Raw genomic sequence first — 14581 nt, forward strand, 5'->3', positions numbered from 1 at the left:
CGCTATGGCAAAGAGATGCTGACGGTCGACACGACCATTCAGGACTGGCCGGTCAGCTACGATGATCTCGAGCCCTATTACGATCGCTTCGAGAAGTTATGCGGGACCTCCGGCAAGGCCGGCAACCTCAATGGCCAGATCCAGGCCGGCGGCAATCCGTTCGAAGGCTGGCGCTCGTCGGAATATCCGACGTCGCCGCTGAAGCAGGGGCTTGGCGCTACTCTGTTCGCAGATGCCGCGCGAAAGGTCGGCCACACGCCGTTTCCGCCACCAGAGCCCGCGGCATGATGATCGATGATTTCAACGGCGACAATTTCGACCATAGCGGCCTCGGCTTCGTCGGTGGCGGCTTCATGGGGGCTGGGCAGACCGGCGCACGTCCGATCCAGACCCGGCCAGTGCCGGCCGCTACGCCGAAATGGGGCGCGCAGTGGAAGAAGGCGACGGCCGAGACCTATAACAGGGCATTCAGCCTCTCGACCCATGGCAGCTCCTATAGCTATCGCGACTGCTATCTCGACCTCGATACGACCTACAAGGATAGCTGTGCTGCCTGCCACAAGGACAGCGGCTCCGGCGAGGCCCGGCTGTTTCCGAAACTGGCCGGCAGTGCGCTGGTGCATTCGGACGACCCGACCACGTTGGCCCATGTGGTGCTGAACGGCGCCCGTGCGGTCGCAACCGATGGCGCGCCGACCAGTCCAGCCATGTCGTCCTTTGACTGGCGGCTCAACGATGCGCAGGTCGCGGCGGTGCTCACTTATATCCGTACCAGCTGGGGCAACGCCGCACCGCCGGTGGTCGCGAGCGCGGTGGCCGATCGACGAAGCTCGCTGGCGACGACGCCGTAATCCCGGGCGCCGTCGCAGCGACGGTCACACCCGGATCATCCGCTTGCCGCGGTTGTCGCCCGCCAGCAGCCCGATCAGCGCCTGAGGCGTGTTTTCCAGCCCGTCGATGACGTCCTCCCGTACCTTGATCTGTCCGGACGCCACCCAGGCCTGCAGCTCGGCGAGGGCCTCATCGCGCTTCGCCATGTAGTCCATCACGATGAAGCCCTGCATGGTGAGCCGCTTCACCACGATCAAGCCGGGTACGCCGCGCGGGCCGGAGGCTGACGGTGCGCCATCATATTGCGAGATCGCACCACAGCAGGCGATGCGGCCGCGCAGGTTCATCTGCGCCAGGCAGGCTTCCAGAATGTCGCCGCCGACATTGTCGAAATAGACGTCGATCCCGTCGGGCGCTGCCGCCCTCAGCGCCTTGAATATCGCGCCGTCCTTGTAGTCGACCGCGGCGTCGAAGCCTAGTTCGGACGTCAGCCAGTCGCATTTGTCCTTGCCTCCGGCAATGCCGACCACGCGGCAGCCCTTGATCTTGGCAATCTGGCCGACGATTGAACCGACAGAGCCGGCCGCCACGGAAACCACCACGGTCTCGCCGGCCTTGGGCTTGCCGATGTCGAGCAGGCCGAAATAGGCCGTCAGCCCGGCAATCCCATAGATGCTGAGCAGGTGGGTCATCGGCTCCAGCCGTGGCATCTTGGTGAGGTGTTTCGCAGGCACCGCAGCGTAGTCCTGCCATCCGGTGTCGCCGAACACGATGTCGCCTGGCTTGAGCGATGGCGAGTTCGACGCGATCACCTCGGCGATGCCGCCGCCGGCCATCACGGTGTTGGTCTCGACCGCTGCGCGATAGGTGGCACCATGCATCCATGCCCGGTTGGCGGCATCCAGCGAAATGTAGTGTACGCGCAGCAAGGCTTCGCCGTCTTTCGGCTCCGGCATGGCGCCTTCGACTAGTTTGAAGTGCTCAAGTCCCAGTTTTCCCGTGGGCTTCTCGACTAGCAATACCTGACGATTGACGGTGGCAGTCATTGAAACTCGCTCCTCGGACTTTGTCGTTGTTTGTTGCAGTCGCCGCGTAAAAAACAATCAACTGCACAGTTTTTATAGTCTGCGCTGAGGCTATTAGGCCACGCCATCTCGCACAATGCGTTTTACGAGAGAAGGATTGCTTTGATGGATCAGGGCGCTCCTCAAAAAAACCGCAGCTCCTGGGCGCGGCCGCCGCGCAGGACGGTGGCGTATTCGATGGCGACGAACAGCCCGCCTGCGACGTAGATTTTCTGGCCTGAGGTCCGCGCTAGTTGCTGGCTGATCCGCACCGCCGCCTCGATCGTATTGGCGACATGGATTTTGGCGCCGGCATTGGCCTTGCGCGCCGCCGCGCCGACGACGCGCGCATCGGCGCCCTTGTGATACGCGCTGGTGCAGATGACGTTGTGAAAAGACGGCGCGAGATGGCCAGCTATGTCATTCACATTTTTGTCGCCGGAAACGCCCAGCACCAGCACCCAGTCGTCCGCGCCATGGATTGCACGCAGGCTGGCCAGCGCCTGCTGGACGCCATCCGGGGTATGGCCGACATCGATGATGGTGAGCGGTGTCTCCTGAACGATCTCGAGCCGGCCCGGCCATCGGGTCTGGCGCAGGCCACGACGAATGGCCGCGTCGACCGTCGCAGGGGTCTGTCTTGGGTGAGTACCCCCCGACCACAGCATGAATAGCACGGCGGCGATCGCGGCATTGTTGAACTGGAAATCGCCGAGCAGGCGCATTTCGAGCGCGTCGATCCGGCTGTCACCAAACGACAGGTCGAACTGCTGGCCGGTCGCCGACATCGCCTCGTTGCCGATGCCGATCTCGCTCCGTACGAACAGGCCGGTGACGTTACGGGAACGGTTATAGGCGGCAAGGTGCTGCCGCAGCGGCCGGCAATTCTCGCCATAAATGATGGTGCCGCCGGCGGCACAGGCGTCGCTCTTGTCGGAGGCGATCAATTCGAGCGAGCCGCCAAGGAGGTCGACGTGCTCGTAATCCACCGAACTCACGCAAATGATGGAAGCGCCCACCAGCCGGACCGGATCGTAGCGGCCACCAATGCCCGCCTCGAAGACGGCGAATTCGCATTCGGCTTCCTGGAAATACAGACACGCCAGCGCGAACTGGGCCTCGAACGCTCCGAACGTCTCATGCACGCCATGCCGCGTGAGATCGGCAATCGCGGTCGCCACCCGCAGCACGAGGTCGGTCAGGGCATCGTCGCCGATCTCGACGCCGTCGATGCGAAATCGCTCATGGAAGCGATACAGGTGCGGCGAGGTGAACAGGCCGGTGCGCAAGCCGCGGGCCTGGCCGATGCTGGCCAAAAAAGCCGCCGTGCTGCCTTTGCCATTTGAACCGGTGACGACGACGGAATGGCGCTGCAGCCGGGCGCGATCAATCGCCAGCGCATCAAGTAGAGCGGTCAGCCGCGCCAGGCATAGGCCAGAGCCATATTTGGGCAGGTTAAACATCGAGGAGTCCAACGGCTGTGAACGTGTGGCGCCAGATATCGAGGATCAGATCGGTGCGGCCGCTGTCCTCGAGAAAGCGGATCGATGGATTGGCGTTGACCTCGATGACCCGCATCGCTGGGCCTTCGCCGGCGATATCGGTGAACAGATCGATACCGGCGGCGCGCAGGCCAAGCGCGCGGGCTGCGCGCCGCGCCAGGAGGAAGGCAGCTTCCGCGTCGACGGGCCGATCAAACTTCATGGTGCCGCCGGCGCTGCGGTTCATCCGGCCCGGCAAACACCATCGCTCGCCATGCGGCAGGACCTTGGCGAACGCTTCCGTAGGTCTGACGGCAGATGAGATGCCGCGTGACTGCAGTGTCGTTTCGTCCTGGATCAGCAATTCAGCGATGCTGTGAACGCCGTCGCCGAGCAGGGACGGTGGATGTTTTCGGGCGCAATAGACGACCTCGTCGTCGAGCAGGAAAATCCGGTATTCCCGTCCGGTAATGATACGCTGCATCAGCACGGCATCGTAAAAGCGCGACACGTCGTCGAGATATTGCGCCAGCGCGGCGGCGTTATCGACCAGTTGCGCAAAGTCGCCACGCGATCCGATCAGCGGTTTGACGAATACTGCCCCGCCCAGCTGGTGGAAATAGGCGATGGCGTCGGTGCGCTCATGGCCGGGCGCGCGTCGGGCGCGGTGCCGGTCATGCAGGAAGAAGTACCGGCCCCCCAGCGTTGCCACGCCGAAATGCTCCAGCACGCCGTTGGCGACATATTTGTCGTTGGCCAGCGTCGCCGCGGTGGCGTTGTTTTGCGGGAAGAACGAGCCGCGGCCAGCCGCGAATGAAACCGCCTTGCGGCCGGAGCTTACAGTGAAGATCAGTCCGCTGCCGTCGTCGATATCCTCGAACCGCAGACCGAATGCCGTGCAGGCATATTCGGCGTAGATCGACTGGTCGGGATAAAAGGCCGGCCTCGCCGCCCGGATATCAGAAAGGACTGGCATGAGCTCTGAGCTTGGCGACTAGCCGCGGATTGCTCCGCGCCGATTTCAGGGGTTCAAACGAGACCGTACCGGATTGGCGGCGGCCGATCCAGCATGTGTCGGACCATCAATCGCGTAATTAAAAGGTATCCCTGTATTAATTAACGTAATTTAATGTCCGGTTGTTATCCCTCGCTCTCGCATGGGTAACCTGCTTAGCAAATTAATTGACCGCCTCTTTGAGTCCGCAATTGCGCTTCAAGGGTTCTTTGACTAACTGTCAACTCGCAGGTGCGAGAAGCTGAAATCGCCAATAGCCGCAAGGGTTTCTCGGCGGCTCACAGCACCCCGACGATGCATTTTTTCTAAAGAAGCCCGTACTGGAAATCAGATCTCATGAGCGCCTTCCATCGAGAGAAAGTTCTTTCCGTCAAGCACTGGACGGACACGCTGTTCAGCTTCACCGCCACCCGTGATGCCAGCTTTCGCTTCCAGAACGGCCAGTTCGCCATGATCGGCCTGGAAGTCGACGGCAAGCCGCTGCTGCGCGCCTACAGCATGGCGAGCGCCAACCACGAAGAATCGCTGGAATTCTTCAGCATCAAGGTTCCCAACGGCCCGCTGACCTCGCGGCTGCAGAAGATCAAGGAAGGCGACACTATCCTGGTCGGTCGCAAGGCTGTCGGCACGCTGATCGCCGATAATCTTTTGCCCGGCAAGCGGTTGCTGCTGCTGTCGACCGGTACCGGCCTCGCGCCATTTGCCAGCCTGATCAAGGATCCCGACATCTACGAGCGCTTCGAACATGTTGTGCTGGTCCATGGCTGCCGCCAGGTCTCGGAACTCGCTTACGGCGAGCAGGTGGTGAAAAATCTGGTCGAGGATGAGTTGTTCGGCGAGTTGATGAAGGACAAATTCATCTATTATCCCACCGTGACCCGTGAGCCGTTCCGCAACCGTGGCCGCATCACCGATCTCATTACATCCGAGCAACTGTTCGAGGACATCGGCCTGCCGCCGCTCGATATCGAGACCGATCGTATCATGTTGTGCGGTAGCCCGCATATGCTGGAGGACCTCAAGGTGCTGTTCGAAGCGCGCGGCTTCACCGAGGGCAGCCATAATACGCCCGGGCATTTTGTCATCGAGAAGGCGTTCGTTGAGCGCTGATATCCACCGGTCCCGTCTATTTCGCATTGCAAAACCCGCGCTCCTGCGCGGGTTTTTTCGTTTCGGCCGCCTGCGCGTCGTGATGCCGGCGTCATGAGAAATGGTGTAAGCATGGTGAAATCATTTCAGAGCGGGGTTTTATGGAAACGATATTGCTACCCTTTTCGCCTCGCTACATCGTTCTAACGATCTGCAGCGTTGCAACGCTATTGCTGCTCGGTATAGGCGCGGTCGATCATCAGGTGATTAATCTGGTTGTGATCCCGATTCTAGTGTTTGGCGGGCTCACCGCGCTCGGCATTCACGATATCCTGCAGAAGGACCATGCCGTTCTGCGCAGTTACCCGATCTCGGCGCATATGCGGTTCCTGCTCGAAGAAATCCGGCCGGAGATGCGGCAGTATTTTTTCGAGAGCGAGAAGGATGGCATGCCGTTCAGCCGCGATACCCGCGCCGTGGTGTATCAGCGCGCCAAGATGGTGCTCGACAAGCGCCCGTTCGGTACCCAGGAAGATGTCTACGCCGAAGGCTATGAATGGATGCACCATTCGGTAGCGCCGCGCCCGCAGGCCACCGAAGCGTTCCGGATTACGATCGGCGGTCCGGATTGCCTGAAGCCGTATTCGGCCTCGGTGTTCAATATTTCCGCCATGAGTTTCGGGGCGCTCAGCCCCAATGCCGTGCGCGCGCTCAATGCGGGTGCCAAGCAGGGCGGCTTCGCCCATGATACGGGTGAGGGTGGTGTCAGCCCGTATCACCAGGAAATGGGCGGCGACCTGATCTGGGAAGTCGGCTCCGGCTATTTCGGCTGCCGCAACCCCGACGGCTCGTTCAACCCCGACGCCTTCGCCCGTCTCGCCACGATCGATCAGATCAAGATGGTCGAACTCAAGGTCAGCCAGGGCGCCAAACCCGGCCATGGTGGGGTGCTGCCGGCCGCCAAGGTGTCGGAGGAAATCTCCCGCATCCGCGGCGTCGCGATGGGCGAGGACTGCATTTCACCGGCCTATCACAAAGCGTTCTCGACGCCGTTGCAGATGATGGAATTCATCGGCGAAATGCGCCGGCTGTCGGGCGGCAAGCCGGCCGGTTTCAAACTATGCATCGGCCATCCCTGGGAGTTCCTGGCGATCTGCAAGGCGATGCTGCAGACCGGAATCTATCCGGATTTCATTGTCGTCGATGGCAATGAGGGGGGCACCGGCGCGGCACCGCTGGAATTCATGGATCATCTCGGCATGCCGATGCGCGAGGGCGTCAATTTCGTTCACAACGCGCTGGTCGGTATCGGCGCGCGCGACCGCGTCAAGATCGGCGCGTCCGGCAAGGTCGCGACCGCCTTCGATATCGCACGGGCGATGGCGCTTGGTGCTGACTGGTGCAACTCAGCGCGTGGCTTCATGTTCTCGCTCGGCTGCATCCAGTCGCTGAGCTGCCACACTGATCGCTGCCCGACCGGCGTCACCACGCAGGACCCGTTGCGCAGCCGCGCCCTTGTCGTGCCGCTCAAGACCGAGCGGGTTCATAACTATCATCGCGCGACGCTGCATGCGCTGGCGGAAATCATCGCCGCGGCGGGGCTCGATCATCCGCAGCAGATCCGGCCGGTGCATTTTTCGCACCGTGCCTCCGGCACCGACGTGCTGTCGTTCACGCGGCTGTATCCGTCGTTGCGGCCCGGAGAGCTGCTCGAAGGCACCGGCGATGCGCGCTTTCGCGAAGCCTGGGACATGGCGCGGGCCGACACGTTTGCCGCGGCGGGGTGAAGTTTTTCAGAACTCGCCGTGCAGGCGACCGGAGAAGATCGATACCGGACCGCGATCGCGGTTATAGGCAGGATTGGCGATCAGCTGGTAATCGGCGGTGAAGCTATAGTTCTTGTCGATGGCGTAGGCGTAGTAGCTTTCCAGGATGCGTTCGGTACCGTAGTTCAGCCGACCGTCGCCGATCATCAAGCCGATGCCGCCGGCGGCCAGGAAGTCGCGGTGCGCGGCGGACAGGCCGTTGATGGCGCCGCCGAGGCCGATCGTGTCATTGGCGCGGCCCCAGCGACTGCCCTTGATCGAGAGACCCGCGGAGACGCTGCGGTCGATGTCGGTAAATGACAGGCTTTCGTTCTGGCCGTCGTTCCAGCTGGCACGCGCGAACAGCCCCACTTCCGGCGCGATCTGTTGCTCACCATTGAGATAAAACCCGTATTTCAGATTGTCGCGGCGAAGGCTGGCCATCACATCATTGATGTCGAGGGTCGGATCGAGCCCCTCGAAGGTCAGCACGTTTCGAAAATTGCCGGTGTTGCCGCGGTTGGCGAAAGCGCCAACCCGCAATTTGCCGGGCTGATCGAAGAGTTGGTGCCGCTCCTCGAATTCGACGACGGCGCCGCCGGTGTGGAAAGTGAGGATATCGCTGTTGGGGCGCGACGGCACCTGAAACAGGCCGGCGCGGACCGCCCAGTCCTTGCGGTTCAGCTCGACGACTGCGCCGCGGGTGAAGCCCGGCAGGTCAGCGGGGAAGTCATAGGCCGCCGATGACCACATCGCCCAGTTCATGAAGTCGGCGCGCGGGTCCTTGGCGTAGGAGTTGCCGTCGAAGAAATCGCCGACTGCGAAACGGCCAACCGTCAGGGTGATGCGGTCGATGTCGCGCTTGCCGGCCAGCTGGTTGGCGGCGTCCGGCACGTCTTCCTGCTCGCCGCCTAGCCCGAAGGTCTGGCGGAAGTAATAGCGCTGCGGGCGGATTTTCGGATAGGTGCCGCCGGCCTTCTGCGCCTCGCCATTGGGGAAGCCGGCGATACCCGTGGTGCCGTTGAAACCGAAGCCCTGCGCCAGCTCGGGATTGAGATAGAGCTCGCCGCCCTGCCACAGCCGCCAGCCGAGAAACGCGGTGGTTGTGAAGGTCTCCCGTGCTTGCGCGCCGCCGGAAAGGCTGTCGGTGCCCTGATAGGGCGAACGAATGGCAGGATAGGCCGTGGCGATGAAGGTCGTTTGGCCGTGGATGTTCCAGTCCGCCGATTGCGCAAGCGCCGGCCTGGCGACGGGCGATGATGGCAGCCACGACGGCGTTTCGCCCAGCCGGTAATTCAGGCCAACCCTGAGCGAGTGAATGGTCGGATCGACGGCAACATTCGGTAGCCCGCGACTGGCAAGGTCGTAGCTCTGCCGCATCAGATCGAGATAGGCGTATTCGACCTTGGCGGTCCAGTTGCCGCCGACGGCGAATTCAACGCCCGCGCCAGCGGTCCAGCCGAGATGATCGCGGCTCGCCGACAGGATCAGATCGCCGTCAGCATCGTTAAGATTGAGCTTGCTGCGCCCCCACGCCACGCCGCCGGTCACGTAAGGCATTAACGCGCCGAAAGCATAGCCCACCCGGCCACGCGCCGTCGCCGTATAGTCGAGCGCTGTGTTGTAGGGTGTCGGGGTCGGCCGCGCGGTGTCTTGAGGACTGCCGAAACTGACGTCCGCCTCGACGCCGAGCACGACATGATTGTCGAGCTGCCGATTATAGCCGATCTGGTAACCGCCGAGCAGGCCCGTGACCGTCGACGGGAACAGCACGCCCTGTGAGGGGAGCGCATGACTGCCCGGCCCAAAACTGCCACCGCCGTAACCAAAATGGCCGCCCAGATAAAGTCCGGTCCAGTCATAGATTGGCAAAGGACGAGACGTCTTCACCGCAGCCCCGTCCGCAAGGTCCGCCGCGACGGCGGGTCCATCGATTGCGAGCACACCCAGCGCCAGCCCGGCAAGGGCGTGCGTGATGACGGCTCGTACGGTGGGCTGGGGCGCTTTAAGCAGGGGATCATTCTCCGTCGCGTCGGTTCGCCGGCTGAGGGCGAACCACCTAATATCCCACAAAAACAACGGATTCGCCGGCTTGTCACCGCTATTCGCCGCATCTTGCCGCGACGGATCGGGAGTGTGGCATCCGCGCTGTGTGACATCAGAATATGACGGTCGGATAACGTCGGAAGTCCCGCCCCGGCGGTGGATCGGGGCAGGTCAGGCGCGACACGGGGTGGATGAGGCGCCCGCGCCGGAAGCAACTCCAGCGCGGTCGGTCAAAGATCAAAAATTACAGGCGCGGACGCGGCCGATATAATTGCCATACCCGTCATACTGGCGCACCCAGCCGCCGCGGGGATAGCCATACCCATACCCGTACCCACTCTCATTAGCGGCAATCGCGCTGCCGACCACGGCGGCGCCGACCAGGCCGGCGGCGATGCCAAATCCGATACCCGGGGGCTTGGCCTGAGCCGGCTGCGTCGAGGAGGCGATGGTGCCGGCGCCGGCAAGGGCAACGAGTGCGATCGCGGCAATTCGGGTCTTGATCGTCATGACAGTTCTCCATCCGTTGAATGCGACCATCATGGCCGACATGTCAGTTGGTCGGAGGCTCCGAGAACCGGGTTCGAGTCGCGGCGAGGATATTTGACGTCCGTATTTTTGCCCGCCGGCCGACATTATGCCTCGCCGCGCGCGAGACATCAGACAGGGAATGGCTAGCCGCTGCGCGGTCCATTGCCCAGCGCTGCCATATCAAAACGATCGACGTCGGCCAGCAGTTCACAGAATGCAGCGGCGCCGTATTCAAGCAATATTTCGCCCTTTTCGGCGGTAGCCTGCGTCGCATCGCCAATCGCGCCACCGGGATGGAGATCCTCCGCCTGCCAGGCGAATGGCGCTGGCCGCGAGGCGGACAGCCAGCGAAAGTCGCGATCCGAGGTGATTGCCGCGGAGGCAAAGTCGGCGATCCTGTCGGCGCGTACATGCTCTCGGTAGCGCGCCAGCATTATCGAGGTCTCGACGGCGCCGCCGTGAATGCCGTGGCGCATCTCCTGCTCCGAGAACAGCCCGTCGGGCGCGCCAAATCGATTCCATCCGGTGGCGACGGCCAGCATGCCGTATTCGGCCCGCAGGTCCTGCGCCACCAGCGTCATCGCGGCGCTGTTGCCGCCATGGCTGGTGACCATCACCAGCTTCTGGATGCCGGCGCGGGAGACGCTTTCGCCAATCGCCATCCAGTTTTGCAGCGCGACGTCGGTGGGCAGCGTCAGCGTGCCCGGGAAGGCGAGATGCTCGGTGGAAATGCCCACCGGCTGCAGCGGCAGGAAGATCGCCGGGATCGAGTCGGGCAGCAGCTTTCTGACCTCAGCCAGATAGGCTTCTGCAATCATGATGTCGGTGCCCAACGGCAGATGCGGGCCATGCTGCTCGGTCGCCGCCAGTGGCAGCACGGCGATCCAGTCAGAGGCATCGGACCTGGCGATATCGGGCCAGTGGATCGCGGTCCAGTCGCGGGGTGGCATCGCAGGAGTCATTACGGAGACGTTTCTTTGCCTGAATGAGCAGGGTAATTATCAGCAGCCCTGGCGCCGGGTAGCCAGTCAGGCCGAACGCCTGTACCACCCGGTTCGCTTGCCATCATGGGCCGAAACGGCCAATGGAGTCCAATATGAGCCCGGTTTCTCTGCTGCGAGTTGTAATCCTTGCCGCAACGGCCATGTTTGCCGCGATGTCGCCGGCCGTGGCCGAGGCCCCGCTGGACAAGGTGAGTTTCGGCACCAACTGGGTCGCCGAGGCCGAACATGGCGGATTTTTCCAGGCGGTGGCCGATGGCACCTACAAAAGTTACGGGCTCGACGTCACCATCGTGCCGGGCGGGCCGAACGCGAACAACCGCATCCTGCTGATCGCCGGCAAGCTTGATTTTTACATGAGCGCGAACACGCTGCAGTCGTTTGACGCGGTCGCCAACAATGTCCCGACGGTCGCGGTCGCCGCTGTGTTTCAAAAAGATCCACAGATCTTTCTGACCCATCCGAACCCAAGAATCACCAAGCTTGAAGACCTCAAGCCGCTTACGCTGCTGATTTCCAAGGAAGGCATCGCTGGCTATTTCCAGTGGATGAAATCCGAACTCGGCTTCAGCGAGTCCCGCGTCAAGCCCTACACGTTCAATGCTCAGCCCTTCATTGTCGATAAGAACAGCGCGATGCAGGGCTACGTGACCTCGGAACCGTTCGTGGTCGCGAAGCAGGCCGGCTTTCAACCGAACGTCCTGTTGCTCGCGGATTACGGCTTCGACGGTTATTCGACGCTGATTGAGACGAGGCGCGATCTGGTCGACAGGAAGCCGGGCCTGGTACAGCGCTTCGTCGATGCCTCGATGATCGGCTGGTATCACTACCTGTATGGCGACAACAAACCTGCCAATGATCTGATCAAGAAGTTGAACCCCGAGATGACCGATGAATTGTTGGCCTATTCCACCGGCAAGATGAAGGAATATGGCATCGTCGATTCCGGCGACACCATCAAGGACGGCATCGGTGCCATGACGGAGGCTCGCGTCGCCAGCTTCTTCGACAAAATGTCCCGCGCCGGGGTGGTCAAGCGCGACGTCGATTATCGCAAGGCGTTCACGCTGCAATTCGTCAACAAGGGCGTCGGTGTCGATCTGCGGCCGAAGAAATAATCGGCATCATGGCCAGTCTCGATATGCCGGTTCGCGATGTCGACGTCGCGGTCAGCCTGCGCGGTATCACGAAGACCTATGACAACGGCACCGTCGCGCTCGGGCCGTTTGATCTGGACGTTCGCCGTGGCGAATTCGTCTCCTTGCTTGGATCGTCGGGCTGCGGAAAATCGACGGCGCTGCGCATCATCGCTGGTCTGACGCCGCCGACCACGGGCGAGGTCGACGTGGCCACGCGCGGCGGACAGGCTGTCGGTTTTGTGTTTCAGGAGCCGACGCTGATGCCGTGGAGTAATGTACGGGAGAACGTGCGGTTGCCGTTGAAACTGGCACATGTGCCAGCCGCCCGGTCGGACGCGCGCGTCGCCGGGGCACTCGCGCAGGTTGGGCTCGCGGATTTCGCCGAAGTCTATCCGCGCGAATTGTCCGGCGGCATGAAGATGCGGGTATCACTGGCGCGGGCATTGGTCACCGACCCGGATATCCTGCTGATGGACGAACCCTTTGCCGCGCTCGACGAAATCACCCGCTTCCGGCTCAACGACGATCTGCTGACGTTGTGGCGCCAGCTTGGCAAGACCGTCATCTTCGTCACCCATTCGGTATTCGAGTCGGTCTATCTGTCGCAGCGGGTGATCGTGATGGCGTCGCGGCCCGGCCGCATCGATTCCGAGTGCCGCATAACCGCGCCCGCGCCGCGCGGAGACGGCTTCCGCACCTCGGTTGCCTATGCCGAATACTGCCGCGATGTGTCGTCGGCACTGGTCAAGGCTGGCGACGCGGGGGGCGGCGCATGACCGGATTGATTGCGCCCACATCGGCGACCCGCGGGTCGACATCTCCGCGTGCCACGTCACGCGGGTGGCGCGTGGTGCCGCCACTTGTGGTGTTGGCGATTGCCCTCGTGACATGGGACCTGATCGTCCGTCTCGGTGACATCCCGCCCTATTTGCTGCCGGGGCCGCTGCTGGTGCTGCGCACGCTGATTGCGGACTGGACCATCCTGTCGGACTCGCTGGCGGTCACGCTGCTGACCGCACTGGAAGGTTTTGTCGCCGCGGCGATCGGCGGTATCGCATTGGCGCTGTTGTTCAATCGCTCGCGCTGGCTGGAAGTTTCGCTGTTGCCCTATGCGGTCGTGCTCCAGGTCACGCCGGTGATCGCGATCGCGCCGCTGATGCTGATCTACCTGCCGCAGCAGACCGCGGTTGTGGTCTGCGCCTGGATCGTGGCGTTCTTTCCGGTGTTGGCCAATACGACGCTGGGGCTGAATTCGGTGGACCGCAATCTGGCCGGCCTGTTTCAACTCTATGGCGCCTCCCGAAGTCAGACGCTGCGCTATCTGATGCTCCCTGCTGCATTGCCGTATATCCTCGGCGGGTTGCGCATAGCCGGCGGATTGTCGCTGATCGGCGCGGTGGCGGCCGAAATCGCCGCCGGCGCGGCCGGCGCCGGCTCTGGACTGGCCTACCGGATCTCCGAATCCAGCTATCGCCTCAACATTCCCCGCATGTTTGCCGCGTTGCTGTTGCTCTCTGCCGCCGGGGTTGTCATCTATAGCCTCCTCGCGCTGGTCTCGCATTCACTGTTGCGGCGCTGGCACGAGAGTGCATTGCGAAAGGAAATTTGATGGCTTCGGGACTCTCTTCGGAAAAAATTGACCTGCTGGTGTACGGACCGACAAAGCCGCTGGTCGAGAACGGATTTTCCGACCAGTTCGTATTGCACAGAGCCGAGACCCAGGATGATCTGGAACGGCTGCCGGCCGATGTCCGCGGCCGGCTTCGCGCGATCGCGGTGACCGGTCTGGTGCCGACCAACGGCGCGGTGCTGGCGCATTACCCCAAGCTCGAGATCATCTCCAGTTTCGGCGTCGGCTATGATCATATCGATGCCAGATATGCAGCCGAGCATAATATCATGGTCACCAACACGCCGGATGTGCTGACCGAGGAAGTCGCCGACACCGCGCTCGGCCTGTTCATCGCGACCGCGCGTGAATTCATCCCAGCCGATCGTTATCTGCGCTCCGGCCTGTGGCTGACACAGCCTTATCCGCTCAGCGTCGGTTCGCTGCGCGACCGCAAGGTCGGCATGGTCGGCATGGGCCGTATCGGCCAGGCGATCGGGCGCCGTCTCGATGCCTCATTGGTGCCGGTGGTGTATCATTCGCGCAACCCGGCGGCCGGTGTCGCCTACACGCACTATCCGAACCTGATCGAGATGGCGAAGGCGGTCGATACACTGATCGTGATCACGCCGGGCGGCGCGACCACGGCCAATTTGATCAATGCCGAAGTCATGAGCGCGCTCGGCCCCCGCGGCATCATCGTCAATGTGGCCCGCGGTTCGGTGATCGACGAGCCGGCGCTGATCGCAGCGCTGAAATCCGGTACCATTCTTGCCGCCGGCCTCGATGTCTTCGCGCAGGAGCCGAAGGTGCCGGATGAACTCCGCGCCATGCAGAACGTGGTGCTGCTGCCGCATATCGGTTCGGCGTCGGTGGTGACGCGCAATGCCATGGATCAACTGGTGGTCGACAACCTGAAAGCCTGGTTCGCCGGCAAAGGCCCGCTGACGCCGGTTGCAGAAACACCCGC

At 62.4% G+C, this 14581-nt stretch carries 13 protein-coding genes and 1 pseudogene; 8 read left to right on the plus strand and 6 right to left on the minus strand.

The features are described from left to right. Nucleotides 1–288, plus strand: a pseudogene (locus Q0S16_RS21200) (GMC family oxidoreductase); the annotation flags it as partial. Further along, nucleotides 285–851 carry a cytochrome c gene (locus tag Q0S16_RS21205; RefSeq protein WP_295852657.1) on the plus strand — a complete coding sequence of 189 codons (567 nt, stop codon included), beginning with the start codon at nucleotides 285–287 and terminating at the stop codon, nucleotides 849–851. The pseudogene Q0S16_RS21200 and the gene Q0S16_RS21205, both read left to right, overlap by 4 nt. A gap of 24 nt (nucleotides 852–875) precedes the next feature. Here the strand turns inward: Q0S16_RS21205 and Q0S16_RS21210 are convergent, their stop codons facing one another. From Q0S16_RS21210 to Q0S16_RS21220, 3 genes are all read right to left on the minus strand, one after another. After that, entirely contained in the window at nucleotides 876–1877 is a 1002-nt protein-coding gene (locus Q0S16_RS21210) for an NADP-dependent oxidoreductase (protein WP_295852660.1), read from the minus strand. A 161-nt stretch (nucleotides 1878–2038) separates the two neighbouring features. Continuing rightward, a complete protein-coding gene (locus Q0S16_RS21215; protein ID WP_295852662.1) occupies nucleotides 2039–3358 on the minus strand; it encodes a cyanophycin synthetase in 1320 nt (439 codons plus the stop codon). Then, the gene (locus Q0S16_RS21220) at nucleotides 3351–4352 is read right to left on the minus strand and encodes a hypothetical protein (RefSeq protein WP_295852667.1); all 1002 of its coding nucleotides are present in this window, start codon (nucleotides 4350–4352) and stop codon (nucleotides 3351–3353) included. The genes Q0S16_RS21215 and Q0S16_RS21220 overlap by 8 nt, the downstream gene beginning before the upstream one ends. A gap of 375 nt (nucleotides 4353–4727) precedes the next feature. Between Q0S16_RS21220 and Q0S16_RS21225 the strand changes: the two genes are divergently transcribed. Further along, the gene (locus tag Q0S16_RS21225) at nucleotides 4728–5501 is read left to right on the plus strand and encodes a ferredoxin--NADP reductase (protein ID WP_295852669.1); all 774 of its coding nucleotides are present in this window, start codon (nucleotides 4728–4730) and stop codon (nucleotides 5499–5501) included. A 140-nt stretch (nucleotides 5502–5641) separates the two neighbouring features. Further along, nucleotides 5642–7267, plus strand: a complete 1626-nt coding sequence (locus Q0S16_RS21230; RefSeq protein ID WP_295852673.1) for an FMN-binding glutamate synthase family protein — start codon at nucleotides 5642–5644, stop codon at nucleotides 7265–7267. A 6-nt stretch (nucleotides 7268–7273) separates the two neighbouring features. On the opposite strand, the gene Q0S16_RS21235 is transcribed toward Q0S16_RS21230, so the two are convergent. The 3 genes from Q0S16_RS21235 to Q0S16_RS21245 form a co-directional block, all read right to left on the minus strand. Beyond that, nucleotides 7274–9175, minus strand: a complete 1902-nt coding sequence (locus Q0S16_RS21235; protein WP_295852676.1) for a carbohydrate porin — start codon at nucleotides 9173–9175, stop codon at nucleotides 7274–7276. A gap of 393 nt (nucleotides 9176–9568) precedes the next feature. Further along, nucleotides 9569–9841 (minus strand): hypothetical protein, encoded by a 273-nt coding sequence (locus Q0S16_RS21240; protein WP_295852679.1) that lies wholly within the window; start codon nucleotides 9839–9841, stop codon nucleotides 9569–9571. Between the two features lie 164 nt (nucleotides 9842–10005). Continuing rightward, nucleotides 10006–10824 carry a creatininase family protein gene (locus Q0S16_RS21245; protein WP_295852682.1) on the minus strand — a complete coding sequence of 273 codons (819 nt, stop codon included), beginning with the start codon at nucleotides 10822–10824 and terminating at the stop codon, nucleotides 10006–10008. Nucleotides 10825–11006: 182 nt separating this feature from the next. On the opposite strand from Q0S16_RS21245, the gene Q0S16_RS21250 reads away from it, so the two are divergent. The 4 genes from Q0S16_RS21250 to Q0S16_RS21265 all read left to right on the plus strand — a co-directional run. Beyond that, nucleotides 11007–11981 carry an ABC transporter substrate-binding protein gene (locus tag Q0S16_RS21250; protein ID WP_295852695.1) on the plus strand — a complete coding sequence of 325 codons (975 nt, stop codon included), beginning with the start codon at nucleotides 11007–11009 and terminating at the stop codon, nucleotides 11979–11981. A gap of 8 nt (nucleotides 11982–11989) precedes the next feature. Then, nucleotides 11990–12778: an ABC transporter ATP-binding protein gene (locus Q0S16_RS21255; protein WP_295852685.1), complete on the plus strand. Its 789-nt coding sequence runs from the start codon at nucleotides 11990–11992 to the stop codon at nucleotides 12776–12778. Continuing rightward, nucleotides 12775–13611: an ABC transporter permease subunit gene (locus Q0S16_RS21260; RefSeq protein WP_295852688.1), complete on the plus strand. Its 837-nt coding sequence runs from the start codon at nucleotides 12775–12777 to the stop codon at nucleotides 13609–13611. Before Q0S16_RS21255 ends, Q0S16_RS21260 begins: the two co-directional genes overlap by 4 nt. Next, nucleotides 13611–14581: 2-hydroxyacid dehydrogenase (locus Q0S16_RS21265; protein ID WP_295852691.1), on the plus strand; the 971-nt coding region annotated here is incomplete at its 3' end. The genes Q0S16_RS21260 and Q0S16_RS21265, both read left to right, overlap by 1 nt.

Origin of the sequence: Tardiphaga sp., from assembly GCF_025356345.1 — a bacterium.
In the GTDB taxonomy this organism is placed as follows: Bacteria; Pseudomonadota; Alphaproteobacteria; order Rhizobiales; family Xanthobacteraceae; genus Tardiphaga.